This window comes from Mesorhizobium sp. M1322 (assembly GCF_040318085.1).
Taxonomy (GTDB): Bacteria; Pseudomonadota; Alphaproteobacteria; order Rhizobiales; family Rhizobiaceae; genus Mesorhizobium.
Genome location: NZ_JAMYLP010000007.1, coordinates 29,520 through 54,245, shown reverse-complemented (window position 1 = coordinate 54,245; position 24,726 = coordinate 29,520). Strand labels below are relative to the sequence as shown.

21 protein-coding genes are annotated in these 24,726 nt (G+C 62.3%); 15 read left to right on the top strand and 6 right to left on the bottom strand.

Annotated features, from left to right (window positions below):
• Window positions 1-43 precede the first annotated feature (43 nt).
• The 5 genes from NKH12_RS04595 (at window position 44) to NKH12_RS04575 (ending at window position 5,827) form a co-directional block, all read left to right on the top strand.
• A complete protein-coding gene (locus NKH12_RS04595) occupies window positions 44-1,144 on the top strand; it encodes a branched-chain amino acid ABC transporter substrate-binding protein (RefSeq protein ID WP_352952031.1) in 1,101 nt (366 codons plus the stop codon).
• 83 nt (window positions 1,145-1,227) lie between these two features.
• Window positions 1,228-3,696, top strand: a complete 2,469-nt coding sequence (locus NKH12_RS04590) for an adenylate/guanylate cyclase domain-containing protein (protein ID WP_352952030.1) — start codon at window positions 1,228-1,230, stop codon at window positions 3,694-3,696.
• Window positions 3,697-3,821: 125 nt separating this feature from the next.
• Entirely contained in the window at window positions 3,822-4,328 is a 507-nt protein-coding gene (locus NKH12_RS04585; RefSeq protein ID WP_352952029.1) for a hypothetical protein, read from the top strand.
• Between the two features lie 45 nt (window positions 4,329-4,373).
• Window positions 4,374-4,946 (top strand): histidine phosphatase family protein, encoded by a 573-nt coding sequence (locus NKH12_RS04580; RefSeq protein ID WP_352952028.1) that lies wholly within the window; start codon window positions 4,374-4,376, stop codon window positions 4,944-4,946.
• Window positions 4,947-5,056: 110 nt separating this feature from the next.
• Window positions 5,057-5,827, top strand: coding sequence for an inositol monophosphatase family protein (locus NKH12_RS04575; RefSeq protein WP_352952078.1), 771 nt, complete (start codon window positions 5,057-5,059; stop codon window positions 5,825-5,827).
• On the opposite strand, the gene NKH12_RS04570 is transcribed toward NKH12_RS04575, so the two are convergent.
• From NKH12_RS04570 to NKH12_RS04555, 4 genes are all read right to left on the bottom strand, one after another.
• On the bottom strand, window positions 5,817-6,893 hold the full coding sequence (locus NKH12_RS04570) for an ABC transporter ATP-binding protein (RefSeq protein ID WP_352952077.1): 1,077 nt from the start codon (window positions 6,891-6,893) through the stop codon (window positions 5,817-5,819). The two genes, NKH12_RS04575 and NKH12_RS04570, sit on opposite strands and share 11 nt — an antisense overlap.
• A complete protein-coding gene (locus NKH12_RS04565) occupies window positions 6,893-9,175 on the bottom strand; it encodes an ABC transporter permease (RefSeq protein WP_352952027.1) in 2,283 nt (760 codons plus the stop codon). Before NKH12_RS04565 ends, NKH12_RS04570 begins: the two co-directional genes overlap by 1 nt.
• 2 nt (window positions 9,176-9,177) lie before the next feature.
• Complete coding sequence (locus tag NKH12_RS04560) at window positions 9,178-10,203, bottom strand: ABC transporter substrate-binding protein (protein WP_352952026.1); 1,026 nt, start codon at window positions 10,201-10,203, stop codon at window positions 9,178-9,180.
• Between the two features lie 225 nt (window positions 10,204-10,428).
• On the bottom strand, window positions 10,429-10,818 hold the full coding sequence (locus tag NKH12_RS04555; RefSeq protein ID WP_352952025.1) for a peptidase M16 family protein: 390 nt from the start codon (window positions 10,816-10,818) through the stop codon (window positions 10,429-10,431).
• A gap of 1 nt (window position 10,819) precedes the next feature.
• On the opposite strand from NKH12_RS04555, the gene nanR reads away from it, so the two are divergent.
• From nanR to NKH12_RS04505, 10 genes are all read left to right on the top strand, one after another.
• Window positions 10,820-11,584 carry a transcriptional regulator NanR gene (gene nanR, locus NKH12_RS04550; RefSeq protein ID WP_352952076.1) on the top strand — a complete coding sequence of 255 codons (765 nt, stop codon included), beginning with the start codon at window positions 10,820-10,822 and terminating at the stop codon, window positions 11,582-11,584.
• Window positions 11,584-11,889: a putative quinol monooxygenase gene (locus NKH12_RS04545; protein WP_352952024.1), complete on the top strand. Its 306-nt coding sequence runs from the start codon at window positions 11,584-11,586 to the stop codon at window positions 11,887-11,889. Before nanR ends, NKH12_RS04545 begins: the two co-directional genes overlap by 1 nt.
• A gap of 25 nt (window positions 11,890-11,914) precedes the next feature.
• Complete coding sequence (locus NKH12_RS04540; protein ID WP_352952023.1) at window positions 11,915-12,691, top strand: HpcH/HpaI aldolase family protein; 777 nt, start codon at window positions 11,915-11,917, stop codon at window positions 12,689-12,691.
• A 13-nt stretch (window positions 12,692-12,704) separates the two neighbouring features.
• Window positions 12,705-13,757, top strand: coding sequence for an NAD(P)-dependent oxidoreductase (locus tag NKH12_RS04535; RefSeq protein WP_352952022.1), 1,053 nt, complete (start codon window positions 12,705-12,707; stop codon window positions 13,755-13,757).
• Window positions 13,758-13,872: 115 nt separating this feature from the next.
• Complete coding sequence (locus tag NKH12_RS04530) at window positions 13,873-15,528, top strand: extracellular solute-binding protein (RefSeq protein WP_352952021.1); 1,656 nt, start codon at window positions 13,873-13,875, stop codon at window positions 15,526-15,528.
• Between the two features lie 111 nt (window positions 15,529-15,639).
• Window positions 15,640-16,581, top strand: a complete 942-nt coding sequence (locus NKH12_RS04525) for a carbohydrate ABC transporter permease (protein WP_352952020.1) — start codon at window positions 15,640-15,642, stop codon at window positions 16,579-16,581.
• Window positions 16,581-17,429, top strand: a complete 849-nt coding sequence (locus NKH12_RS04520; protein ID WP_352952019.1) for a carbohydrate ABC transporter permease — start codon at window positions 16,581-16,583, stop codon at window positions 17,427-17,429. Before NKH12_RS04525 ends, NKH12_RS04520 begins: the two co-directional genes overlap by 1 nt.
• Window positions 17,430-17,440: 11 nt before the next feature.
• Complete coding sequence (locus tag NKH12_RS04515) at window positions 17,441-18,535, top strand: ABC transporter ATP-binding protein (RefSeq protein WP_352952018.1); 1,095 nt, start codon at window positions 17,441-17,443, stop codon at window positions 18,533-18,535.
• Entirely contained in the window at window positions 18,532-20,511 is a 1,980-nt protein-coding gene (locus NKH12_RS04510) for a D-apionate lactonase family protein (RefSeq protein ID WP_502910755.1), read from the top strand. The genes NKH12_RS04515 and NKH12_RS04510 overlap by 4 nt, the downstream gene beginning before the upstream one ends.
• A gap of 455 nt (window positions 20,512-20,966) precedes the next feature.
• The gene (locus NKH12_RS04505; RefSeq protein ID WP_352952016.1) at window positions 20,967-21,755 is read left to right on the top strand and encodes a DUF899 domain-containing protein; all 789 of its coding nucleotides are present in this window, start codon (window positions 20,967-20,969) and stop codon (window positions 21,753-21,755) included.
• A 439-nt stretch (window positions 21,756-22,194) separates the two neighbouring features.
• Here the strand turns inward: NKH12_RS04505 and NKH12_RS04495 are convergent, their stop codons facing one another.
• Window positions 22,195-23,406 carry a ZIP family metal transporter gene (locus NKH12_RS04495; RefSeq protein ID WP_352952015.1) on the bottom strand — a complete coding sequence of 404 codons (1,212 nt, stop codon included), beginning with the start codon at window positions 23,404-23,406 and terminating at the stop codon, window positions 22,195-22,197.
• Window positions 23,403-24,530 carry a multicopper oxidase domain-containing protein gene (locus NKH12_RS04490; RefSeq protein WP_352952014.1) on the bottom strand — a complete coding sequence of 376 codons (1,128 nt, stop codon included), beginning with the start codon at window positions 24,528-24,530 and terminating at the stop codon, window positions 23,403-23,405. Before NKH12_RS04490 ends, NKH12_RS04495 begins: the two co-directional genes overlap by 4 nt.
• Between the last annotated feature and the right edge of the window lie 196 nt (window positions 24,531-24,726).

The following is a 24,726-nucleotide window of genomic DNA, read 5'->3' as shown; positions in this document are numbered from 1 at the left end:
CGCTGACGGGATTGGCGTAAGCTACGGCCTTTGGGGTGCATCCATGCACCGTATCACCACCCTAGCTATTGTCGCGCTCGCGGCCGCCGCGCTCAGCTGTCCTGCGCGGGCGGAGGTGCTGATCGGGGTCGCAGGCCCGATGACTGGAAAGCTTGAGTGGACTGGCACGCAATTGAAGCGCGGCGCAGAGGTGGCTGTGGCTGACATCAATGCAGCGGGCGGCGTTCTAGGCCAACAGGTGCGGCTCATCACGGTCGACGACTTCTGCGATCCCGGGCAAGCGGTGGCTGCTGCCCAAAAGCTGGTGGCTGACGGTGTAGTGTTCGTCGTCGGGCACTACTGCTCTGGTGCCTCGATCCCGGCTTCGAAGGTGTACGAGGCGGCGGGAATTCTGCAGATTTCGCCATCCTCGACCAATCCGATGTTGACCGAACAAGGTCGCGCCAACGTTTTCCGCGTCTGCAGTCGCGACGATGCGCAGGGTTTCGAGGCCGGCAACTACTTGGCCGATCATTGGAGCGACAAGAAGATCGCGATCCTCCACGACAACACGACCTATGGGAAGGGTCTCGCCGATGAGACAAGAAAGCAGTTGAACAAGCGGGACGTGACCGAAGCAATCTATGAGGGATACGCTCCCGGGAAAGACGACTACTCGGCCGAGATCAGTAGGCTACAGGGGGCGGATATCGCCGTGCTCTATATGGGAGGATATCATACCGAGGCTGCGCTTATGATCCGTGCGGCGCGCGACCGGGGCTACTCGCTTCAGCTGATCTCGGGCGACGATACGGCGACTGAGGCGTTTGGGCTCATTGCCGGCCCTGCCGCCGAGGGCACGCTCTTCACCTTTGTCCCCGACCCACGTCGAAACGCCGAAGCGGCCAAAGTCGTCGAACGATTCCGTGCCGAGAACTTCGAACCCGATTCCTGGACGCTGCATAGTTACGGTGCCGCCCAGACTTGGGCGCAGGCGGTCGAGAAGGCAGGCTCACTAGAACTCCAAGCCGTGATTGCATCACTGCGCGGCAATCAATTTGACACTGTGTTGGGCCGTATGGACTTTGATAATAAGGGCGACCTCACTGTTCAGAGTTGGGTATGGTATGTCTGGAAGGGTGGCGAATACGTGCCGTTGGAGTAATGGACCACCGATCCGGCGAATCGCCTTGAGCCAATCTGTGCAGACCCTATTGGCCGCGCCAGCTGAATCAATGCGTCGCCGCGATGCTTAAGCGTCTCGGCATACGCGGCCGTCTGTTGCTCGCTTTTTTCGGTATCAGCACCTTCGCGGTGCTCGCGACAACAGCCGCTCTTTATGCCTTCCTCGAGGTGGGGGAGGTCGTCGACCACATCACCAAGGAGCGTGTGCCGTCGGCGCTCGCGTCCCTCCAGCTGTCGCGCCAGGCCGAGCGGGTCGCCGCCACTGCGCCCGCCGTACTTGCTTCGACCAGCAAGGCTCAGCATAACGAGGTCTCGACTGCGATCGCGGCAGAGATGACGCGCCTCGAGGAACTGCTTGCCGCTCTCAAAGGCGCCAAGCCGCGCACGGCGGTAGTGGCTGAGATCGAGGCTGCGGTGCTTGGTCTGCGGCGCAATCTCAACGCCCTCGACGACCTTGTCGCCGCCCGCCTCACCGTGGTGGCGCGCAAAGAGGAACTGTTACGTCGCCTGTCGGCTACGACAAATGCCAGCCAGCGCCTTGTGGCGCCCGGCATGCTCGTGATGAATTCCAAACTCCAGCAATGGCGGGCGGTCACGGCCGACACGCCGCTCGCGTCCGATCGAGGCGCGGAGGCGACGGCCGACCTGGTCCAATCGATAGCGGCCTACATCCCGCAGCAGAAGGCGCAGCAGGAGATCTCGGCGGTCAATGACGCGCTGGTCGACACGGCGGACGCGCCGACGCCAGGCGATCTGGCGTTGATCCTGTTTCCGCTGCGCCGGTCACTCGCCGTTCTGGACACGATTTCCAACGAGATCGACGATAGGCTGCGAACCCGTTTCCAGCAGCGGGTCATCGAGTTCAAGGCACTGATCGACGGCGGAAACAGCATCCCGAAGACGCGGCAGGACGAGTTCGCCGTCCTTGCGCAGGGCGAAGAGCTTCTGGCCGAAAACAATCAGCTGTCGCGCAGTCTTACCGCTGCCGTCGATCGCCTGGTCGCCGCGGCAGACCGCGAGATCGCAGCGTCCGGTCTCGAAGCCGCGGTCGTCCAGCGCTACGGGACCGGAGTTGTCCTTGGCTCCGCCGTTCTCAGCCTCTTGAGTTCCGTTCTGTTTGTGTGGCTCTATGTCGACCGTAGCCTCGTCGCCCGCCTGGGAGGGTTGAGCCAAAGCATGCTCGCGATCGCCGGCGGCGATCTTCGTGCGCCATTGCCTGCTGCGGGCCATGACGAAATCGGCCGCATGGCCGAGGCGCTCAGGCTCTTCCGGGACACCGCAGTCGAGGTGGAGGAGAAGAACCTTCGCGAGGTCGCCGAAGCGCGTCAGCGGCTCATCGATGCCATCGAAAGCATCTCCGAGGGATTCGCTCTCTACGACGCGGAGGACCGGCTCGTCCTTAGCAATAGCCGCTACCGCGAACTGCTCTACAGCGACCTTGCGATCGAACTGACGCCCGGCACGGCCTTCGAGCACATCATTCGCCGATCCGCTGAGCGCGGCTATATCAGGGATGCTGAGGGACGGTTAGAGGAATGGGTCGCCGAGCGCCTCTCCCGGCACCGCAACCCTGGCGAACCGTGGTTGCAGCGGCGAGGCGACGGGCGATGGATTATGATTGGCGAGCGGCGGATCACCGGCGGCGGCACAGTCGCGGTCTACTCGGACATCACCGAGCTGAAGCAACGGGAGGAGAACCTCGCCGAGAAATCCGCGGCTCTCGAGGTTCTTTCCAGCAAGCTGGCGAAGTACCTGGCGCCGCAGGTTTACAATTCGATCTTCACTGGCCGTCAGGACGTCAGGATCGCCAGCCAGCGGAAGAAGCTGACGATATGCTTCTCGGATATCGCCGGCTTTACCGAGACCACTGACAAAATGGAGTCCGAAGTTCTCACCCAGCTCCTCAATCACTATCTGACGGAAATGTCGAAAATTGCTTCGGATCACGGCGCGACGATCGACAAGTATGTCGGCGACGCGATCCTGATGTTTTTCGGCGATCCGGAGACTCGCGGCGTCAAGGAGGACGCGTTCGCCTGCGTGCAGATGGCTCTCGCCATGCAGAAGCGGATGAGCGAACTTGCCGAAATCTGGCGTGACATTGGAATTGAAACACCGCTGCGCTGCCGCATCGGCATCCACACCGACTACTGCACTGTCGGCAACTTCGGCAGCGAGGACCGGATGGATTACACGATAATTGGCGGCGCTGTGAATCTCGCCTCACGTCTCGAGCAGGAGGCGCAGCCAGGGACCGTGCTCATTTCTTATGAGACGTTTGCGCAAGTGAAGGACATGATCGACTGCGACGAACTGGGGCACATCCACGTCAAGGGGATCGCCTATCCGGTCGCCAGCTATCGCGTCATCGATCTGAAGGCCAATCTTGTCGCTGCCCATCGCGCCGTTCGAACCGAACTGCCGCATCTCAGACTAGAAGCTGAGCCCGAGCTGATGTCTGCTGAGGAGCGTGACCAAGCCGCCACTGCGCTTCGAGAGGTGCTCGATCAACTTTGTCACAAGCCTAGGTAGGAGGGATCGTCGCCTCCTACAGCGCTCACCTCATCGACCAACCACAGCTAGGCGTGCGCGTCGGCCAGCGTCTCCTTTGGGATCGAGACTCGACCTTCCCGACGGTGGCAAGGTCCGGAATTGTGATGGGTTTCGGATGCTGGCCGGGCATCGGCTCAGATCAGATCGCGATGGAGCGTTCTACGTCTCAATCGGGTGCTTTGCGACACCAACTGGCAGCAAGGTCAGCGCTTAGCGCGGCCGTGCTCGGCATTGGCGAGCTGCTGACGGGAAAGAGCGCCAGCGCCGGCTCTGTGGACACGACCCCATTCGGAAACACGCAGGACGGCAAAGCCGTCGATCTCTACACGCTCACCAACGACAGCCGGTATCATCGCGGCGATAATGTTTCCGACCGTTGGGGGAAGCTCGACAACATCGTGCTCGGCTTCAAGGAACTCGCCGACTACGAATCCATAAATCCCTATAGCGGGCGATGCCCTCAGCGACATCGGACCGGTGCGCGCGGAAATGGCCGGAGGTCCGCTCATGGCAGCGCGATACAGACGTTCCTGTTTCTGATATCCATTGAGGCTGTGAAAAGTGCCCGTGCAATGACGTGGTTGGTGTGTGTTGATACTTCCTGCGCTTGATCAGCTCTGTTAGGCGTCGGAAGGATTTTATCGGAGCGCAACGGCATGCCGACGGCCTTCTTTATCACTCACCCGGAAGTTTCAGTTGATCCCGCCACGCCAGTTCCAGCTTGGCGGCTTTCGGACCGCGGCGTCACCCGGATGAGGGCTTTCGCGGGCTGTGCGGTGCTGTCCGGCCTGACGTCCATCTGGTCGAGTTCCGAGGCCAAGGCTATTGAAGCGGCTGGCCTGCTGGCGGCGGGATTTGGTTTGCCCGTCCAAGTGGATGCGCACCTTGGCGAGAACGACCGCTCCGCGACCGGTTTCCTTCCACCCGTCGATTTCGAACGAGTTGCCGACGCCTTCTTCGCCAATCCACATGAGAGCGTTTGCGGATGGGAGCGCGCGCTCGATGCCCAGGATCGCGTAGCGCGGGCCGTGTTTCGCATTCTTGCGACCCATCACGACGGCGACATTGCTTTCGTCTCGCATGGCGGCGTTGGCACGCTCCTGCTTTGCAAGCTGCTGAATGCGCCGGTTTCACGCAGTCGGGATCAACCGTTCCAAGGTCATTTCTTCGCTTTCGACCTGCCAGGTTGCAAGATCATCCACGAATGGCAGCCCATCACCGAGCGTTAACCTCAACCTTTCCCTGCAGAATTGGGGCCTTTAATACAAAGAGCCAGGGAACGAATGGAAGCAGAAACAATGACGGAATTAACTGCGTGAATGGTGACGATAACGATCGGATGCTGTTTGCGACCGCGCTGGCGCGGCGCGGCGGCGAGCTCGGCCTGCAATATTTCCGACAACTGGAGACACTCACAATCGAGAGCAAGGGTCATCAGGACCTGGTCTCCGAGGCCGACCGGAATGTCGAGACGTTCATCCGCCGGGAGCTTGCGACACAGTATCCTGAAGACGGTGTTATCGGAGAGGAACACGCCGCACTCGCGGGCGGATCGGGTTACACATGGGTGATAGATCCAATCGACGGCACTGCCAACTTTCTGCGCGGCATCCCGGCCTGGACCGTCGTCATCGCCTGCGTCAAGGAGGGTGTGGCGGTCGTGTGCGTTATCCATGAACCCTCTACCGGCGAGACATTTTATGGACGCCGCGGCGGCGGAGCTTTCCTCAACGACCGGCCCATCAAGACAAGCCCGACGACGAGCCTGACGCAAGGCTCGGTTGGAACCGGCTTCTCCAATCGTCGTGAAGCGCGCACCGTCGCCAAACTGATCGATCTCCTGCTTCAGGAGGGCGGCGTGTTTTTCCGCAATGCATCTGGTGCGCTTATGCTTGCCTACGTCGCCTCGGGCAGGCTGCTCGCCTACGTCGAGGAGCATATGAACGCTTGGGACTGCCTCGCCGGGATGCTTCTGGTCGAAGAGGCCGGCGGATTGGTCGTCCCGCCCGACCCGAAAACGGTTCTCGAGGAAGGAACACTGGTCATCGCGGGCGGCAAGGGCGTGTTCGATAAGGTCCACGCGCTCTGCAAAGAGGCGTTCAGTCTGTGATCAGCACTGGTCCGCGTTTGGGAAAGCCGATGCTTAACGGCTGCCCCGCTCGAAACGCGGTATCGACATCCGGCGAGACCACGAAGACTTCGCCGAATTCCGTGGCAATTACGAACTCGAGGTGGCTGCCGACATAGGTCACTTTCTCAAGCGTGCCGGGCAAGGCGCCGGGCGCATTCGGCTCGCCAATCTCGAGGCGGCTCGGTCGCGCCGCCAGCGTGGCCGGCCCTGGTTTGCGGCCGCGAGCCGGCAGCTTCAGGACGGCCGGTCCCAGATGCACAATGGCGCTGTCGCCCTCGACCGACACGACCTCGCATTGGAACATGTTGGCTTCGCCGATGAAGTCGGCCACGAAAGCATTCGCGGGCTGCTCGTAGAGGTCGCGTGGCGTGCCGTCTTGGGCAATCACCGCATTGTTCATGACAATGATGCGATCAGAGACGGCGAGCGCTTCCTCCTGGTCGTGGGTGACATAGACGACCGTCAGGCCGAGTTTCTGCTGAATCTCGCGGATTTCCTCGCGCACGCGCCGGCGCAGCTTGGCATCCAGGTTCGACAAAGGCTCGTCGAAGAGGAGCACCTGCGGCTCCAGAACCAGCGCCCGCGCCACCGCGACACGCTGTTGCTGTCCGCCCGAAAGCTGGCTCGGCAGGCGGTCGCCGAAATTGGAGAGGCCGACAAGCTCAAGCCCGGCCCTGGCCCTCTCGGTCGTCTCCTTCCTGCCGAAGCCGGAAAAGCCCAGGCCGTATTCGACGTTCTGGGTCACGGTCATGTGCGGGAAAAGCGCGTAGGATTGAAACACCATGGAGACATCACGATCGGTAGCCGGCAACCGGGTGACGTCGGCGCCTCCGATCAGGATCTGGCCGCTCGTTACCACTTCCAGTCCGGCGATCATGCGCAAGGTGGTCGTCTTGCCGCAGCCCGACGGTCCAAGCAGGGTGACCAGCTTCCCGGCCTCGATGAACAGCGAGATGTCGTTGACGGCGGGCACCTTGCTCTTGCCGTAGATCTTGGTGACCTTCCTGAATTCGACCGAGGCGGCATTGCCGCGAATTTCGGCCATCATCCGCCTCCCGAGATCGCCGGCTGTGGACGCGCCACGACCGCCTGGCTGACATTGGTGCGCGACTGCGCCAGATCGCCGTCGAGACCGCGCCGGCCGACCATGCGGCGGCCAACGGCAAGCTGCATCAGGCCGATCACCGCCAGCATGACGCCGATCAGGACGGCGGAATAAGCGATGGCGACGCCATATTCGTTGTTCTCGACGCGGCCGACGATGTAGCTGGTCGACATGTCGTACTGGGCGCTGACTAGAAAGATAATGGCGCTGATGGCGGTCATGGCGCGAACGAAGGAATAGACCAGCGCGGCAAGGATGGCCGGCCGCAGCAGCGGCAGCACCACCTTGCGGAAAGTCTGCCAAGAGTTGGCTCCCAGAGTCAGGGACGATTCGTCGAGGCTGCGGTCGATCTGCGACATCGACGCCACACCGGCGCGGACCCCAACCGGCATGTTGCGGAAGATGAAGGAGAGCACCAGGATAATGCCGGTGCCGGTGAGCTCGATCGGCGGCACATTGAACGCAATCACGTAGGACACGCCGATCACGGTGCCGGGAATGGCGAAGGACAACATCGTCGCGAATTCGAAGGTGTCCTTGCCGGCAAAGTCCTGGCGGACCAGCAAATAGGCGGTCAAGAGTCCGATGGCCGCGGTTAGCGGCGCGGAGATGACAGCTATTTCCATGGTCGTCCAGAACGAACTCCAGGCCGAGCCGCGCCAGTGGATGCCGAACTCGTTCCAGCCGATGGAGAACGCCGTGACGTAGTGTTCAAAAGTCAGAGAGAAATCGACGCCCCACAGCTTGACGAAGCTGCCGTAGAAGATCGTCACATAAATCAGCAAGGTAAAAAGCGTCCAGACGGCGGCGACCGCGAAGACGACGTTGCGCAATTTTGCCGGCAGATGCGGGTGAACGCCGGCGTCGCCTTTGCCGGAGACGGTCGTGTAGGACTTCTTCCCAAGCCAGAATCGCTGGGCGTAGAACGCCCCGAGCGTGAAGAACAGGAGCACGAGCGCGAGGATCGCCGCCTGCGCCTGGTCGTATTGCGCACCGACGATGGCGAAGAAGATCTCGGTGGACAACACATCGAAATTGCCGCCGAGCACCAGCGGATTGCCGAAATCAGCCATGCTCTCGATAAAGCCGAGCAGAAAAGCATTGGCCAGACCCGGCCGCATCAACGGCAGGGAGACGGTGACGAATGTCTGCCAGCGATTGGCGCGCAGGGTCTGCGCGGCCTCCTCCATGGATGGGCTCACACCTTCGACCACACCGATCATCACCAGAAAAGCGATCGGCGTGAAAGCGAGCACCTGGGCGATCAGCAGGCCAGGGAGCCCGTAGACCCATCGCGTCGGTTGGACGCCGATCAGTTCGGCGAAACCCAGATTGATGGCGCCCGAGAGGCCGAATAGAAGGATGATGCCGAGGCCGATGACGAAGGGTGGTGTGATGATCGGCAGCACGGTCAGCGCGCGCAACAGCGCGCCGTAGCGAAAGCCGGTACGGGTCACCACCAGGGCAAAGACAAGGCCGAGCGCGGTGGTCGTCACGCCGACGAGCACGGCGAGAAGGAGCGAATTCCAGGCGACGCCGCAGCGCGGGCCGCCGGTGAGGCAGCCGAGGCTCCAGAGCCGGTCGCTGGAGAGTTTCGCGAGGAAGACGGGAAGCGAATAGTCGCCCTCTTGCGTGAGCAGCGCGCTCCCCAGCATTTGACCGATCGGCATGAAGATGAAGATGGCGACAACAGCGACAACGAAGCCGATCGAGCCGGCGACGAATTCGTCGCCGGCCACCGCGCCGCGCGCCGCAACCCCGAGGGTGAACAGGAACAGGAACGCGCAGCCTACCAGTAGTGCTCCCCAGCCCATGCCGAACTGGCGGTCGTCAAGCTCGCCAAAGAGCGAGGTCAGCCATTGCCACTGGAAGCCACGCAGGCCAATGCCAAAACCTTGAAGCAGGAAATAGGCGACGCCGGTCGCGCCGACGGCGATCAGCAAATAGCCAAACAAAGGGTCGGACTTCCGCCGCCCCCATAGCAGGAGCGGCGCGAGAAGCAGCGGGCCGATGGGCGCGAGCCAGAGTTTGTCGCCTTGCAGCACAAGAAAAAGCGCCGGCGCTACGTCATCGTCAAGCGGATAGCCGTCCAGCAGCCAGGACAGGGTGAAGAGATTGCTGTCCAACCCGTACCAAGGCAGCAGCGCATAGCCTACCAAACCGACCGCCGTCCACAGGACGACGGTCGGGTGAAGCGCGCTCGTGGCAGTGCGGACGCGCATGATCACTGCGGCAGGGTCGAGACCTCCGTATCCCACTTCTGCAGCAGGCGCTTGCGCTCGGCACTCGATCCATACTTCTTGAAATCGTAGTCGATGAGCTTGATGGTCGACAGGTCAGGCGACAATTCGGACGCTGTGGCGTTCTTGTTCGAAGGCAACTGGAACGACTTCACGTCCTTGGCCTTCGACTGCATCTCGGCGGTCAGCGCCCAGTCGTAGAACTGCTTCGCCGCTTCCGGGTTGCGGGCGCCCTTGATCAGCGACATCGAGCCGATCTCATAGCCAGTGCCTTCGCAGGGCGCCACCGTGACGATCGGGAAGCCGGCTGCCGTCTGCGTCACCGCGTCATGCATGAAAACGATGCCGATGGTCGTTTCGCCAAGACCCGCGGCCTTAATCGGAGCGGAGCCGGACTTGGTGTACTGGTTGATGTTAACGTGGAGCGCCTTCAGGTACTCAAAACCCTTGTCCTCGCCCATCAGCTGAACCATCGTGGCGAGCATCGTATAGGCGGTGCCCGATGAGTTCGGGTTGGCCATCTGGATGTGGCCCTTGTATTCCGGCTTGGTCAGATCGGCCCAGCATTTCGGCTCCGGCAGGTTGCTCTTGGCCAACAGATCCTTGTTGTAGCCGAAGCCGAGCGCACCGGAGTAAACGCCGATTGTCTTGTTGTTGGCGGCTTCCGCCTGCTTGATCGCCCAGTCGTGCAATTCGCCGCGCATCGGAGACATATATTCCTCGGTCAATCCTTCCTCGGCGGCCTGGAGATGAGGGTCGCCGGTGCCGCCCCACCAGACGTCGCCCTTTGGGTTTCCGGCCTCGGCGCGCACCTGGGCATATGTCTCGCCGGAACTCTTGCGGGTCATATCGACAGTGATGCCGGTCTTTTCCTCGAAGCTGGTCTTGATCTGCTGGCACCAGGCCTCGTCGGCAGCGCAATAGAGGGTGACACTGTCGGCGTAAGCCGAGCTGGCGGCAGAGACGAGCATTGCTGCCGTTGCCGCCAGACGGACACAGGTCTTTTTCATGTGCGAATCTCCTCCCATTGTTTCGCCGTCTAACAAGTATCGAGCCTTGCTGCGGCGGCGACAAGATTGGGAGCTTTTGTGCCAATTTGCAAATCGAGTCGGCGGCGGCTGGAACAGGGCGACGGTCCGCTGCCGATCGGCCCCGACCTGTCAACTCTGCTGCGCTAGTTTCACGTTTCCGGCAATGACCGTCAGCGGCTGGCCTTTCAACATCGCCGCCCGGTATTAAGGCGCGCGCAGGTCCAGTCGCGCGATCACGTCGTCGACGTCGTCGATTGCGTCTGTCGGCCACCTGAAGAGCTGCAGCGCGACGATCTCATTCGAGCTTGAAACAGTGTCCGACAGCAACTGCCTGTAAGTCGTGATCATGTCGCGTCTGGCGTTGTTGTGTTCGTCGTCCGTGGGTCCGTCAGCCAGGAACCTGCTTATGGACTGCTCGATCAGCCGAATGGGCGCGCCTGCGCCATTGGCGTCAATCAGCCCGAAGACGACAAAAACGCCTGCCGGGGCAAAGAAATCGAACCGATGCCGCAGGCCGTAGGTCTTCCCGGTCCTGTCGCGTACCTCGCGCCCGCTTGCTCGCGCTTGAAGCCGGGCGTCTGTCGATTTGACCACTATGGCAATAGCGTGCTTAACTGGTATCAAAGGTATGCCAAGTATTGGGGTATGCCAAGTGATTGGTGTTCAGGTCAAGCAGCGGAAGCTTTCGGACGAGGTCGCAGAACACCTCGAGCGGATGATCCACAAGGGAGAACTGGCCGAAGCCGAGCGGCTGCCGTCGGAACGGGAACTCATGCGGCAGTTCGGGGTCGGGCGCCCTTCGATCCGAGAGGCGCTGCTGCATCTGAGCAAGATGGGCCTTGTCGAGGTGAGATCCGGCGAGCGTGCCCGCGTCACCCGCCCCACGCCCCAATTCGTAATCGACGCCCTTTCAGGCCCGGCGCGACATATGATTTCGGCCCCGGGCGGGGTTCAGGACTTCCAGAGCGCACGTTTGTTTTTCGAGGTCGGGCTTGCCCGCAACGCAGCTGTGAATGCCACGCCAGAGGACATTGAAAGCCTCAAGGCGGCGCTGGAGATGAACCGGCAGTCGATCGGCGACCTCACGCGCTTCGAACGCACTGACGTGGACTTCCATTACGTGCTGGCGGTGATCACCCGCAATCGGATCTTCACGGCTATCCATGCGGCGTTGGCCGAATGGCTGCTCGAACAGCGGCGGACGACTTTGGCCGAAGGTGAAGACCGCAAGGCCTACGAGGCCCATCGCAAGATTTTCGAGGCGATCGCTGCGCGCGATCCGGACGGGTCCGAAGCGGCAATGCGCAGGCATCTGGAATATGTGTCGAGGCGCTATCTGGAAATCGCGAGGCCCATGTGATGACCAGCCTCGTCGTCTGGGTCGATTTCCGCCTCAAGCCGGGCGCCCGAGACAGCTTCCGAAAGCTCGTCGACGCCAATGCGACTGCGTCGGTGCGCAACGAGGTCGGCTGCCGCCGCTTTGACGTGACGGAGGCGCGCGGCGAACCGGACCGGGTCGTGCTCTACGAGATTTACGACAGCGAGGCCGCCTTCGACGAACACTGCCGGACGGCGCATTTCGATGAATTCAACACGCACAGCGCGCCGCTCGTCGACACCAAGTCGGTGACGATCTGCGACCTCGTTCTCGAGGCTACGCCTTGAACAAAGGGCGAAGGGGAGGAAATGCATGTCAGAGCCTAGTCTCAAGGGGTTGGCTGCGCACCGACGGGTCAAGCTCGGCACACTCGTCGCCGAATTCGCGACGCCGGGAATCGGGCACATTCTGAAATCCGCCGGCTGCGACTTCGTCTTCTTCGATATGGAGCATTCGGGCTTCAGCCTGGAGACGGTGAAGAGCGCGATCCGCTATTTCGAGGCGGCCGACCTGCCGGTTATGGTGCGTGTGCCGTCGCAGGACTATCATTTCCTCGCCCGCGCCATGGACATGGGGGCTGAAGGGCTGATCGCGCCGATGGTGAGCACGGTCGAACAGGCGCAGCACATCATCAATTCGATGAAGTACCATCCTGCTGGCGCTCGCGGCGTAGCGCTACAGATCGCGCATGACCGCTACCGTCCGGGCTCGGTCGCAGATAAATTCGAAACGGCCAACCAGCGCTCGGTGTTCATCTGCCTGATCGAGACCGCCGACGGCGTCAACAACATCGACGGCATCGCGGGATTGGACGGGGTCGATTGTCTGTGGGTCGGACATTTCGATCTTTCGGTCTCACTCGGCGTTCCCGGCGACTTCGCCCATCCCACCTTCACCGCGGCGATGGACAAGATCGTCGCCGCCGCCAAGAAGCACAACAAATCGCTTGGACGCCTGGTACCCAGCATCCAGCAGGGTCACGACTTCTACGCGCAAGGCTTCGATTTCATCTGTTATTCGGGTGACGTCTGGGTCCTGCACGATGCGATGGCCGACGCGGTATCAAAGATCCGGGCCGGGTGCGAGTGAGGCGGAGGAGACGATGGCCAACGCAATGTTCAGGGTGGCGCTCTCCGGTGATTTCCGTAAGCCGGACGGCTCGCCGACTTTTCCCGACTTCGACCTGACGCCGCTGCGCAATGCGCCCAGCGTCGAAATGGCGTTCCTGGAATCAAACAATCCGCTGCGCGGCGAACAGCTTGAGGACTTCGATGCGCTGATCCTGCTCGCCCATCGCTTCGATGCGACCAGCGTCCCGAAGAGCGGCCGCCTGGCCGTCGTTGCCCGTTTCGGGGTTGGCTACGATACCGTCGACGTCGAGGCCTGCACCGCCGCCGGCATCGCCCTTGTCATCACGCCCGACGGGGTGCGACGGCCGGTCGCCGTATCCGTCATCACTTTCATGTTGGCACTGACCGGCAAGCTGCTCACCAAGGACGCGCTGACCCGCATGGGACGTGAGGGGTTCGACAAGCGTTCGGAGCATATGGGCGTCGGCCTCGTCGGGCGGACGCTGGCATCGCTCGGCATCGGCAACATCGGCGCCGAAGTCTTTCGCTTGGCCAAGCCCTTCGACATGAAATTCATCGCCCATGACCCATTCGCCGACAGCAAGGTCGCTGCCGATCTAGGCATCGAACTGGTCGGGCTGGACGATCTGTTCCGCCGCGCCGATGTGCTGTCGGTGAGCTGTCCGCTAACGCCTCAGACCCACCATATCGTCAATGCCGAGCGGCTCGCCCTCATGAAGCCGACGGCTTACCTGATCAACACCGCACGCGGTCCGATCGTCGACCAGGAGGCGCTGACGAAAGTGCTGCAGGAGCGTCGCATCGCCGGCGCTGGGCTCGACGTCCTGGAGCAGGAGCCGCCGGATGCCGGCGACCCGATCCTCGAGCTCGACAACGTTATCCTGACGCCGCATGCGCTCTGCTGGACCGACCAGTGTTTTGCCGGCAACGGTGCCGCAGACGTCAAGGTGGTGATCGAAGTGCAGCACGGCCGCGAGCCGCGCGGCGTGGTCAATCGCCAGGTGCTTTCTAGCGAGGCATGGAAGAGACGGCTGGCCGGTTTCGCCGCCCGCTTCGGGACGTAGGAGTACGAGCATTCGGCGCGCCGCCACAGGCTTCGCGGCGGCTTCACGGGAGAAACACTCGATCGCCGCGCCCGCGGACGAGTGAAGGCAAACGAAAATGGGAGGACCAAGCACTATGAACGATCATGAAAAACGTGACTTTCAGGCAGGCCTCGAAGCAGAGGTCGACGCCTTTATGCGCGGCGAAACCACCCGCCGAACTTTCATAACCCGCTTCGGCCAGATGACCGGCATGCTGGCGGCGTCTGGACCGATCCTCGCCATGATGACGGATTGGGCGCTGGCGCAGCAGAAGCTCGAACTGGCAGACGCCGCTTCACCGCTCGGCCAGGCGCAGGCGGCGGCCATGAAGGCGTCGATGGAAGGCCCGGCGGATGGTTCCGCCTTCCGCGCCGTCGAGGCGGCCAAGGCGCATTCGGGCGTCACGCTGAACATGACCTACGAGGCAGGCCTGCAGGCTCTCGATCCGCGCAATTTCAGTGGACCGATGTGGGAGCAGCTTACGGGCATGAAGTCGAACGTGGTCGAACTGTCGAACCCGGACCAGTACTCCAAGGCCGTTGCCGAGCACATTGCCGGCTCAGGCGCCTATGACGTCCTCGACATCTCGCCAGCCTGGACGCCGTCGCTAGCCGATGGCGGCGTCATCGCACCCCTCGACGATTACATCGCCAAATACATGAACCCGGCCGACCTCGAGGACTATCATCCGCTTTACAAGGCGCTGCCGACCTACAAGGGCAAGATCTGGGGCTTCTTCGACGACGGCGACATGTTCGCTCTCTACTACCGCAAGGACATCTTCGAGGATCCCAAGATGGTGGAGGCCTACCAGGCCAAGTTCAACGCCAAGCTGGCGCCGCCGAAGACCTGGGAGGAATATGCCCAGATCGCCCAGTTCATCACCGACCAGATGGCGCCAAACGTGTATGGCGCAGGCCATTTCCGCAAGGCGGGCAGTCCCGGCAACCAGTTCGACTTTCTGCAGCAGTACCGCGCCAACGGTGGAAAACTGTTCGGCGACGACATGAAGGCCGGCTTGGCTTCGGATGCCGGCGTGAAGACGCTGCAGAACATGATTGCAGCCAATACGGCGTCGATTCCCGGCAACAATGAACTCGACGCCGTCTCGCTGTGGGCGGCGTTCCTGACCGGCAAGGTAGCGATGATCTACTCCTGGCCGCCGTCTGGCCGCATGGCCGCGAACTATTCGCAGTCGGCCACTGCAATCAACTTCATCCCGCAATCACAGATCGCCGGCAAGGTCGGCTACGCGGTCGTGCCCGGCAATCCTGAACATGCGACCGGCTACAATAAGGCGCTGTCGGCGGATTCGGCGAACTCCGAAGCGGCCTATCTGTTCATGCAATGGGCCTGCTCGCCGCCGGTCTCGCTTGCCCGCTGCATGCTGCCCTACGCCCTGCGCGATCCCTACCGCATCTCCCACTTCAAATCCGAGCTTTACGGCGCGCTGTTCCCGAGTGCCAAGGAATATCTGAGCAATCTTAACAACTCGGCCAATGTCGGCCTCCTCGACCCAATCATGCCAGGCGCGCAGGACTATTTCCTGAGCATCGACCGCATGTGCACAGCTGTGTGGGCCGGTGCGGACCCGAAGGCGTCGCTAGAAACAGCGGCGGCCGAGTGGAATGAGACGACCGACCGGCTCGGCGTGGATTCGCAGAAGGCATTCTACACCGAGTTCCTGAAACTGCCGGGCGCGACTGCCGACAACACGGTGGAGAAGCTCGGCATGGCGGTCACCCTCTGAGTTCGGCCTGCATCAGGGACGCCGGCCGGCATTCTTGACCAAATCGGTGTTGCGGGCGCTTGGTCCGCAACACCTCGTCGCAACCGCCAGGCAGGTTTTGGGATGTAGTCGATGCAGCATACCGCAACCATCAGTCGCTTGAAGGCCGCTGGCGCCCCGCCACGACTGTCGGGCTTCGCACAATGGGCGGACCGTCACTTCAAATGGCTGCTGGTGGCGCCAGCAGTACTGCTGATCCTGGCGCTGTCGGTCTATCCGCTGCTGTTCTCGCTGGTCGTGTCTTTCATCAACTATGATTTCCAGGTGCCGGGCCACGCCTTTGTCGGATTGAAGAATTTCGAGCGCGTCGTGTTCGATCCCGTCGCGCGCTGGTCGCTTTTGCTGACAGCGTGGCTGTCGGGGATTAGCGTCGCTATCGAATTCGTTCTCGGCCTTCTGGTGGCGCTGACCATGGTTCGCAGCTTTCCGGGCCGCGGCGTGATCATGTCGATCCTGATCGTGCCGCTGTTCATCAGCCCGGTCATCGTCGGCCAGGCCTGGACTTTGCTGCTGCAGCGGCCTTTCGGGCCGACCAACTACATTTTGACGCAACTTCTGGGGCAGGAGGTGACGATCGGCTGGATGACCGAATCGCCATGGCTCTATGTTTCGCTGATTATCGCCGATGTTTGGCAGTGGACACCGTTCATGTTCGTCATCCTGCTCGCCGGGCTTACCGCCATTCCGCCGAACCTTTACGAGGCGGCGGAACTCGACGGGGTCAATGCCTGGCAAGCGTTCTGGGCGATAACCCTGCCGCATCTCGCGCCAATGATGCTGCTGGCGCTGACCTTTCGGCTGCTCGATGCAATCCGCATGTTCGATACTATTTTCATCATGACCGGCGGTGGGCCAGGCACGCGGACCTACACCGCCTCCTACTATCTCTACACTGTCGGCTTCACCCAGTTCCACCTGTCGCAGGCGACCGCCGGAAGCTGGTTGTTCCTGATCTTCACCGCGCTCATAGTGATGCTGCTGGTGCGGCGACTTTTGAGGACGGAGCCGGTCTGATGGCCGCCGTCGCGCCTGTCCGACGCCCGAAACGCCGGTCGATACCGGTCGGCCGCATCCTGCTGCTCGGCTTCTTCCTGGTCTTCGTGTTGTGGCCGCTCTACTGGATGTTCAACACATCGATCAAGCCGAGCGACGACTATCTCACCGTGCCGCCCGTCTGGTTCCCAACCGCACCCACTCTTATCCACTATGAAGCTGCGCTGTTCGCCTATCGCGGCCTCGACGGGCTGATCAACAGCCTGATCATCTCGCTGTCGGCAACGGTGCTCTCGGCCCTGTTCGGCACGCTGATGGCCTACAGCCTGGCGCGCTACAACACCGGCGGCCAGCATCTGTCGTTCTGGGTGCTGTCGCAGCGCTTCCTGCCGCCCATCGGCATCGTGCTGCCGGTGTTCCTGATCTACCGCGGCGTTGGCCTCTACGACACGCATATCGGCCTGATCATCGCCTATACGGTGTTTACGCTACCGGTGTCGGTTTGGATGATGTTCGCCTACTTCCGCGGCATGCCGAAATCGATGGAGGAGGCGGCCCTTGTCGACGGTTGCACGCGCTGGGAGGCATTCTGGCGCGTCGCTGTACCGCTCGCCGCGCCCGGCATCGTCGCGGCGGCCGTCTTCGCCTTCATCGCCTGCTGGACGGAGTTCTTCTTCGCGCTGATCCTGACCAGCCGCACAGCTTTCACCCTGCCAACGGTATTCCGCGCCTTCATCGGTTTCCAGGGGGCGCAATATGGCGAGGCGGCAGCCCTTGCCATCGTCTCCCTCGTCCCGTCGATCGCGCTGGGAGTACTTGCTCAACGACATCTCGTGCGCGGGCTGACGCTCGGCGCCGTTCGCGGATAGAAAGGGTCGGCATGGCCGAAGTCAGGATAACCGGCTTGCACAAGCGCTACGGCGCCTTCCATGCCGTGCGTGGCATAGACCTCGACATTCGCGACGGCGAGTTCACCGTGCTGGTCGGCCCGTCCGGTTGTGGCAAGAGTACACTACTGAGGACCATCGCAGGGCTGGAGGAGAGTTCGGAAGGCACGATCGAGATCGGCGGCGAAGTGGTCAACGATTTCCGGCCGCGCGACCGCGACGTGGCGATGGTGTTTCAAGACTATGCGCTCTATCCGCATATGAACGTGGCCAAGAACATCGGCTTTGGCCTGAAGGCCCGCAAGATGCCGAAGCCAGAGGTGGAGGCGCGCGTCGCCGAGGCGGCGCGCATGCTTGGCATCACCCCGCTGCTCGGGCGCTTTCCGCGTCAATTGTCCGGCGGGCAGCGCCAGCGCGTCGCCATCGGCCGCGCCATCGTCCGCAACCCGCGTATTTTCCTGTTCGACGAGCCGCTGTCCAACCTCGACGCGCAGCTTCGTGACGAAATGCGCGGCGAGATCAAGCGCCTTCACCAGGCCATTGCCACAACGATGATCTACGTCACCCATGACCAGATCGAGGCGATGACTCTGGCTGACCGCATCGTGCTGATGCGCGACGGGGTGATCGAGCAGCAGGGCGCGCCGCTCGAGCTGTTCGAGCGCCCCGCCTCAACCTTTGTCGCTGGCTTTCTCGGTTCGCCGCGCATGAGCTTCCTGCCGGGCACGCTAAAGTTGGACGGCAGCGCTGCTGCCATCCGGCTCTCCGATACGCTGCTTCCGGTCGCACCCGGCCGGGGCCTGAATGGCGCCACGGACGGACAGGCGGTGCTGCTTGGGCTGCGGCCAGAACATCTGACACGCGCGCACGCTGCGACACCTGCGCAGGGCACGTTTCGCTACGACGCAACGATCGACCTGCTGCAGCCGACCGGCTCGCGCAGCTATGCGACCTTCCGCCTGGCCGGCGCGCCGGTGATGGCGGAACTGCAGGCGCACGACGTCAGTCGTCCCGGCGAGAGGCTGCCGATCGACATCAACATGAACCGGGCCTCGATTTTCGACGCCAAGACCGAGCGAGCGATTTGACTACGGCAGCATCTCGAGCAATCCGCTTGTGTGGGACCAAACAGGTCGATCCGCAGCTGCGGACACTGCGCGCGGGATCCTTGTCGGTCGAGTTTGACAATGGGGCGATACGCTATGTGCGTATAGGCGGTATCGAGGTTCTGCGGGGGGTCTCATTCCTCGTACGGGACGTGAACTGGGGAACCTATGCGCCTGTCCTCGAGGATATCCAGATCGACGAGGGGCCGGATGCTTTCAGCATTGCATACCGTGGAACGTGCGCCGGTGCGTCCGGTCGGCTGGTCTACCAGGCGCGGATCGCAGGCGGGAACGACGATGCGCTGTCCTTTGTGGTGGAGGCAGAGCCCGAAACTGACCTGTTGACCAATAGAACCGGCTTCGTCGTGCTGCATCCGATCGAGGCCTTGGCCGGCAAGTCGGTAAAGGTGCTGCATGAGGATGGTCACGAGGAACTGTCGCTCTTTCCGGACTACATCGATCCCAAATGTCCGTTCACCGACATTCGCGCGCTTTCGCACGAGATCGCGCCTGGAATCTGGGCCACATGCACCATGGAAGGTGATGCCTTTGAGATGGAGGATCAACGCAATTGGTCCGACGCCTCCTATAAAACCTATGTCCGTCCACTGCGTCGCCCGTGGCCCTACAGATTACCGAAAGGCCAGAAATTCACGCAGTCCATCCGACTTGAGGTGTTGGGAACGCCCCTTGCTGGGACGTCTGAAAACCTCAATCCATTCATCAACCTGACGATCGGCGGAGCCATCGGCCGAGTGCCCCGCATTGGCATCGGCGTCGCTGCCGACGAGGCGAAGCACGCGCTCGAAGTCCCCGAGCTAATTCGAGGATTGGCTCCGCAGTGGATGGTCTGCCAGGTCGATCTCCGGCTCGGTCACGGCCAAGATGAACTTGGAACCTACGCGGCCCTGGCACGGCTGACTGGCGCTGGCGTCGTTCTGGAGATCACTACCAAGGGCACGCTCGATCCCTTCAGCGAATTGGCGCCGCTCGCGGATGCTGTCCAAAGACTCGGCCTCAATCTAGAAGCTATCTCCGTCTTTCCGGCGCAGGACATGAAGTCGGTGCAGCCGGGAGCACCGTGGCCGGCGATGCCCACCTTCGAGCAAAACTACTCCGCCGCTCGCCGGGCTTTCCCCGGGGTGCCGCTGGGCGGCGGCATGGCCGCATACTTCACCGAGCTAAATCGCAAGCGTCCGCCAACCGGAGTGCTCGACTACGCAACCTTCACCACCTGTCCAAACGTGCACGCATCAGATGATGTCTCCGTGATGGAGACCCTTCAGGCGATCCCCCATTTGATCCGCTCTACCCGTGCTTTCATGGGCGACCGCTTGCCCCTGCGTATAGGTCCCTGTCAGCTCGGCTGCCGCGAGAACCCCTACGGAAAGTCCACTACACCGAATGAAGCGAACGGTCGCGTCTGTCTGAGCCGCATCGATCCTCGGCAGCGCGGCCTGTTCAATGCGGCTTGGACAATTGGCTATTTCGCGGCCTGCGCGCGCGAGGGAATCGAGGCCGTCGCATTCGGCGACTTCACCGGCGCATTCGGATACGTCTACAGGAAGACCGATTTCGTGCAGCCGTGGTTTGACCAACAGGAAGGCCGAATCGTGTATCCCGCTTTCCATGTCATGGCAGGCCTCTCAAAGCTTAACGGGGCCACCCTGCTGTCCGTAGGAACTTCCGGAGCTGACAGCATCGCGGCGATCGCGGCCGAAAAAGACGGGCGCACGACGCTGTGGCTCTCGAATCTCACTGCCAAAAAGCAATCAGTGCAGCTTTCGGAAACGCCAATCAGCGCCCGCATTGCTCTTCTAGCTGCCGACCAGTTCGAGCGGGCGGCAGGAGATTCGAATTTCATGGAAAGCTCGGTGAGACAGCTGGATGACCGGGTCGTCTCGCTTGACGCTTACGCCGTCGCGCGAGTCGATCTCCACCGTTCGTCTTCGACATAGTCCGGTGGACGATAGGTTGGTGGGGTTGATGTAGCGGAGAACGGAGTCAACGTCCGCTCTGGCGTTCAGTGTCGGATGCCCGTTATGGCGCTCTTTGCTAGTTCCCGCCGACCAGTTCAAGCAGCAAGGTTCTCGGCCATTGGCGGCAGCCAGTCTGATTGAGTTTGAGCCCAATCTTTGAAACGCTGCCCTCAAGATTTTGAAGGCCAGCGCATCGGGACATGCGGCGGGAGCACCGTCGCGCCACGCCACCCGGTTCAACGCGCCGAGGGGGTCACCTGCTTCCGGCGCACCTGCCGCGGTTTTGATCGGCGACGCCCGAAATAGCGTCACACTTGTTACTCCCACTGGTCGTTTTCCGGTGCCAAACTATTTTCAGGCCCAATAACGAGCAATGAGCAGCGAGTGGAGCCGCGCTTCAGCGACCAGGCGCGCGCCCAGATCAGGAGGAAGCCATGACTTCATCAGCCGAGAGCGGACGGAAAAGCGGACAGCCTGCCATGCGCACACCACCGGTGGTGTCGCCTGAGGCGTGGGAGGCGGCCCGCGAGCAGCTGCTCGTGAAGGAAAAGGCCCAGACCCGCGCCCGTGACGCGCTGGCCGCCGAGCGGCGGCGGATGCCGTGGATGGCGGTGGAGAAGACGTATGCTTTCGAAGGGCCTGACGGAAAGGCCAGCCTGCTCGACCTGTTCGACGGCCGGCGTCAGCTGATCGTCTACCGCGCCTTCTTCGAGCCGGGAGTGTTCGGCTGGCCCGACCACGCCTGCCGCGGCTGCTCCCTGGTGGCCGACCAGGTCGCCCACGTCGCCCACCTGAACGCCCGTGACACCACCCTTGTCTTCGTCTCGCGTGCGCCTCAGGCTGATATCGCGCGGCTGAAGGCGCGGATGGGCTGGGAGATGACGTGGTACACGCTCACCGATAGCTTCGACGCCGACTTCGGCGTGGACGAGTGGCACGGCCACAACGTGTTCATTCGCGACGGCGACCGCGTGTTCCGCACCTACTTCATCGACAACCGCGGCGACGAGCAGATGGGGAGCACCTGGAACTATCTCGACATCACCCCGCTGGGCCGGCAGGAGGTCTGGGAGCACTCGCCCGAGGGCTATCCCCAGACCCCGGCCTACAAGTGGTGGAACTGGCACGACAGCTACGCCGCGGATCCAGCGGCCGACAAGAAGTGGGCCGAGGTGTCGGACGCGGGAGAGGCGGCGTTCCGGGAGGCGAGCACGAAGCAATGAGCCAGGGCTGGTCCGGTGGGCCGACAGGTGGCGACGGTCGGCCTGAGGCCCCCCGTTCCAGCGTTTCACGTCACGATCGACGCGGATGTCAGAAGACGGGTGATCTGCTCAAAAACGGTCTTTGAGGGTTTCGCTGCAGGGCCTCTAGCACGAGGCTGATCAACTCGGCATGAATATCGGCGCGTGATCGGCTGCCGCCGTCTTCGCAGATCGGGTCAACTTCCCCCATCGATTTCAGCAATTCGGCCCCACCCTCCTTGCATTCCGGCAGAAAGCTGAAATGAACGGCACCGGCCCGCGCCACAGCCCTGGCTTCAGCCGCCGTGCCTACCTGCGGCAGGTGCTCACGTCTCCGCTATCGCCGCAACCGATTTCCGCGCCCGCAGTTCACAGGCGACCATCCGGCAGGAGCGACCGGACAAGCTGTCGCCGCGGCAGATCAGACTTTGACGAGCATAGCGGTCACATACATGAACGAAACGCCTGCGGCCAATCCCACCATCGTGGCTGGCGCTGTAAGCGCCGCAGGGCCTCTTCCGTCCGACCTCATCAGGTACGCAGTGACCTCGACGATGACCTGCAGAATGGCTCCCGCCCCGACCGCGAGAGCCAGCGCCGACCACTGCTGCGCATAGGCCAGGCTTCCGATCCAAAGTCCGATGACAGCGGGACCGCCCGCCAAAAGCGCCAAGCCGACGAAGGTCCACAGAGGCGGGCGCTTCTTCAGCATCGGCGCGGAAATGCCGATGCCTTCGGTGATGTTGTGCAGCATGAAGCCCAGCACCAGGAAAGTGCCCAATCCGGCCGCGCCTGCCGCGAACGCAGCGCCGATGGCCAGGCCCTCGCCAAGGTTGTGCAGGCCGATGCCGAGCGCGATGAAGGTGGCGAGCGCAAGTCCGGTCGGCACTCCATCGCGGCGGCCGGCCGCCATCAGCAGGAGGAAGCTTGCCGCGGCTGCGAGCGCGACCATCGCCTGTCCCTGGAACAGCGCGGCGGACTCGGCCGCAAGTTCGAATGCTTCCGCGGTGGCGTCAACGAGCAGAAACGCCAGCAGGCCGACCGTCAGGGCGAGTAGGAAATTCATGCCGTTTCGGCCGACCCCGCGCAGCGCCGGATAAAACATCATTCCGATGGCGACCGGAACGAGGCCGACTAGGACACCAAGCAGCGCCTGGGAAGCAAGCATCCCCGCGTCGCGTGTCGGGGTCGGCACAGCGACCGCGACCTCGTGTTCGAACGTCGCCCCGGTATTGGTGACAATGTTTATGGCATGCGCCTCCCCCAGCACCCAGGGGAAGGGCAGATGGATCCATGCGGAAGCGCCGCGGCCGAGCGGCCCTGCGGGTTCCTGCGTGAACTGCCAGTATGCGTCGTCAACCTGGACCTGGGCGATCGTCATCGGCTCCGAGCCGCCGGCGCGGACGAGGACGCGGATGCCGTCGGACGAAAGGATGGTCCGCTCGAAAGTCAGGCTCTCCACAGGCGGAGCGCCGTTCCCGAAGTTTCTGAGCGGGTCAGAGACCAGCAGCCAGGCGATCGCCAGGCCGAGGGCGGCCAGCGGCAGGATCAGCCACAGCAAAGCGGCGCGCGATTTTCCGGAGCCGACGGGAGCGGTCGGGTCGGCGGCGGCGATGTGCGAGGCCTCGTTCATGCGACCGCCTCCACCACGTCGAACATGCCCGTCCAGCCGAGTTCGGTGAACTCCGACTGATGCGGGTGGAACATGTAGAGACCGGTCTCGTGATCCTTGTAGGTAAACTCGAGGATTCCGCGCTGCGCCTGCACCTGAGTGATCAAGTCGACCGTCCTCAAGGTCGGCGTGAGCGTCGTCCCCTGTTCGAAATAGTCGAAGAAGTTGGCGTGCAAGTGGAACGAGTTGATAGGATCGAACTCGACGACATTGGCCAGATAGATGCGGACTGGGCGGTTGCGGACGATCCTGATCGGCCGCTTCATGTACGCGTGTGCGACGGTATTCACCGCATAGACTTCGTTCCCGTTGTCGAAGTTGGTGTCGAAGCCGTTCATCACCATGGCGAATTCCTGCCATTCGGCGTTCTCGGGCGTGCCGAGCAAGCGGGAACGGGCGACATCGGCAAGCTCCGGATGGCGGGCCGGATCCGGGTCGATGACGAACAGTCCGTACATGCCTTTGTGAATGTGCCGCTTCAGGGGCAACGCGTGGCAGTGATAGAGATGGCAGCCGAACGGCCTGGCATCGAACTCATAGACGAATTCTTCTCCCGGACCGATCAATCCTGCACCGGGGACGCCGTCCATCCTTGCGGCATGGATGCCGTGGAAGTGCATGGAGTGGGGATGCGAGCCGGAGTTGCGGAAGACCATCCGCAGATGCTCGCCTTCGGTCGCCCTGAGCGCAGGCCCGGGCACCCGCCCGTTGTAGGTCCAGGCCGGGAACATGATCCCCGGCGCGATTTCGATTTCCTTGTCAATCGCCTCGATCTCGAAAGTCCGAAGGGTTCGTCCGTCGGGAAGCGTCGACACCGAGCCCGTTTCCCAGTCCGTCACCATCCGGGAAGGATCGAAACCGTTGCGCTCGTTGTCCACGTCTCCGACGGTGATCATCGATCCGTGGGCGGCCAAATGCGCTGGAGGCGGTGCAGCGCCGGCGGCCGACGTGGCCCCATGGCCGGAATGGACCGATTGGCCAGCCGCCGTTCCCGCTATCGCCGAGCCTCCGGCCGCCGCCAGGCCGCCCCACAGCAGCCCACGCCTGCTGATCTTTTCGCGGAACCAAACGCTGACTTCGGACATAATCGCCACCACAAATGCAAATGAGAATGATTTGCATTAGCATTAAACGGATTGCTTCGCAATCGACTCGCAAGCATCTATCCGGGGGGCGTCGGAAAATTGATGTGGTGCGAATTTGCTCCCTACAAGCAACCAACGGGAACAACCACGTCGCATCGCGACTTACATTCATGCTCTTGTTGGCGAGGTCGACCGC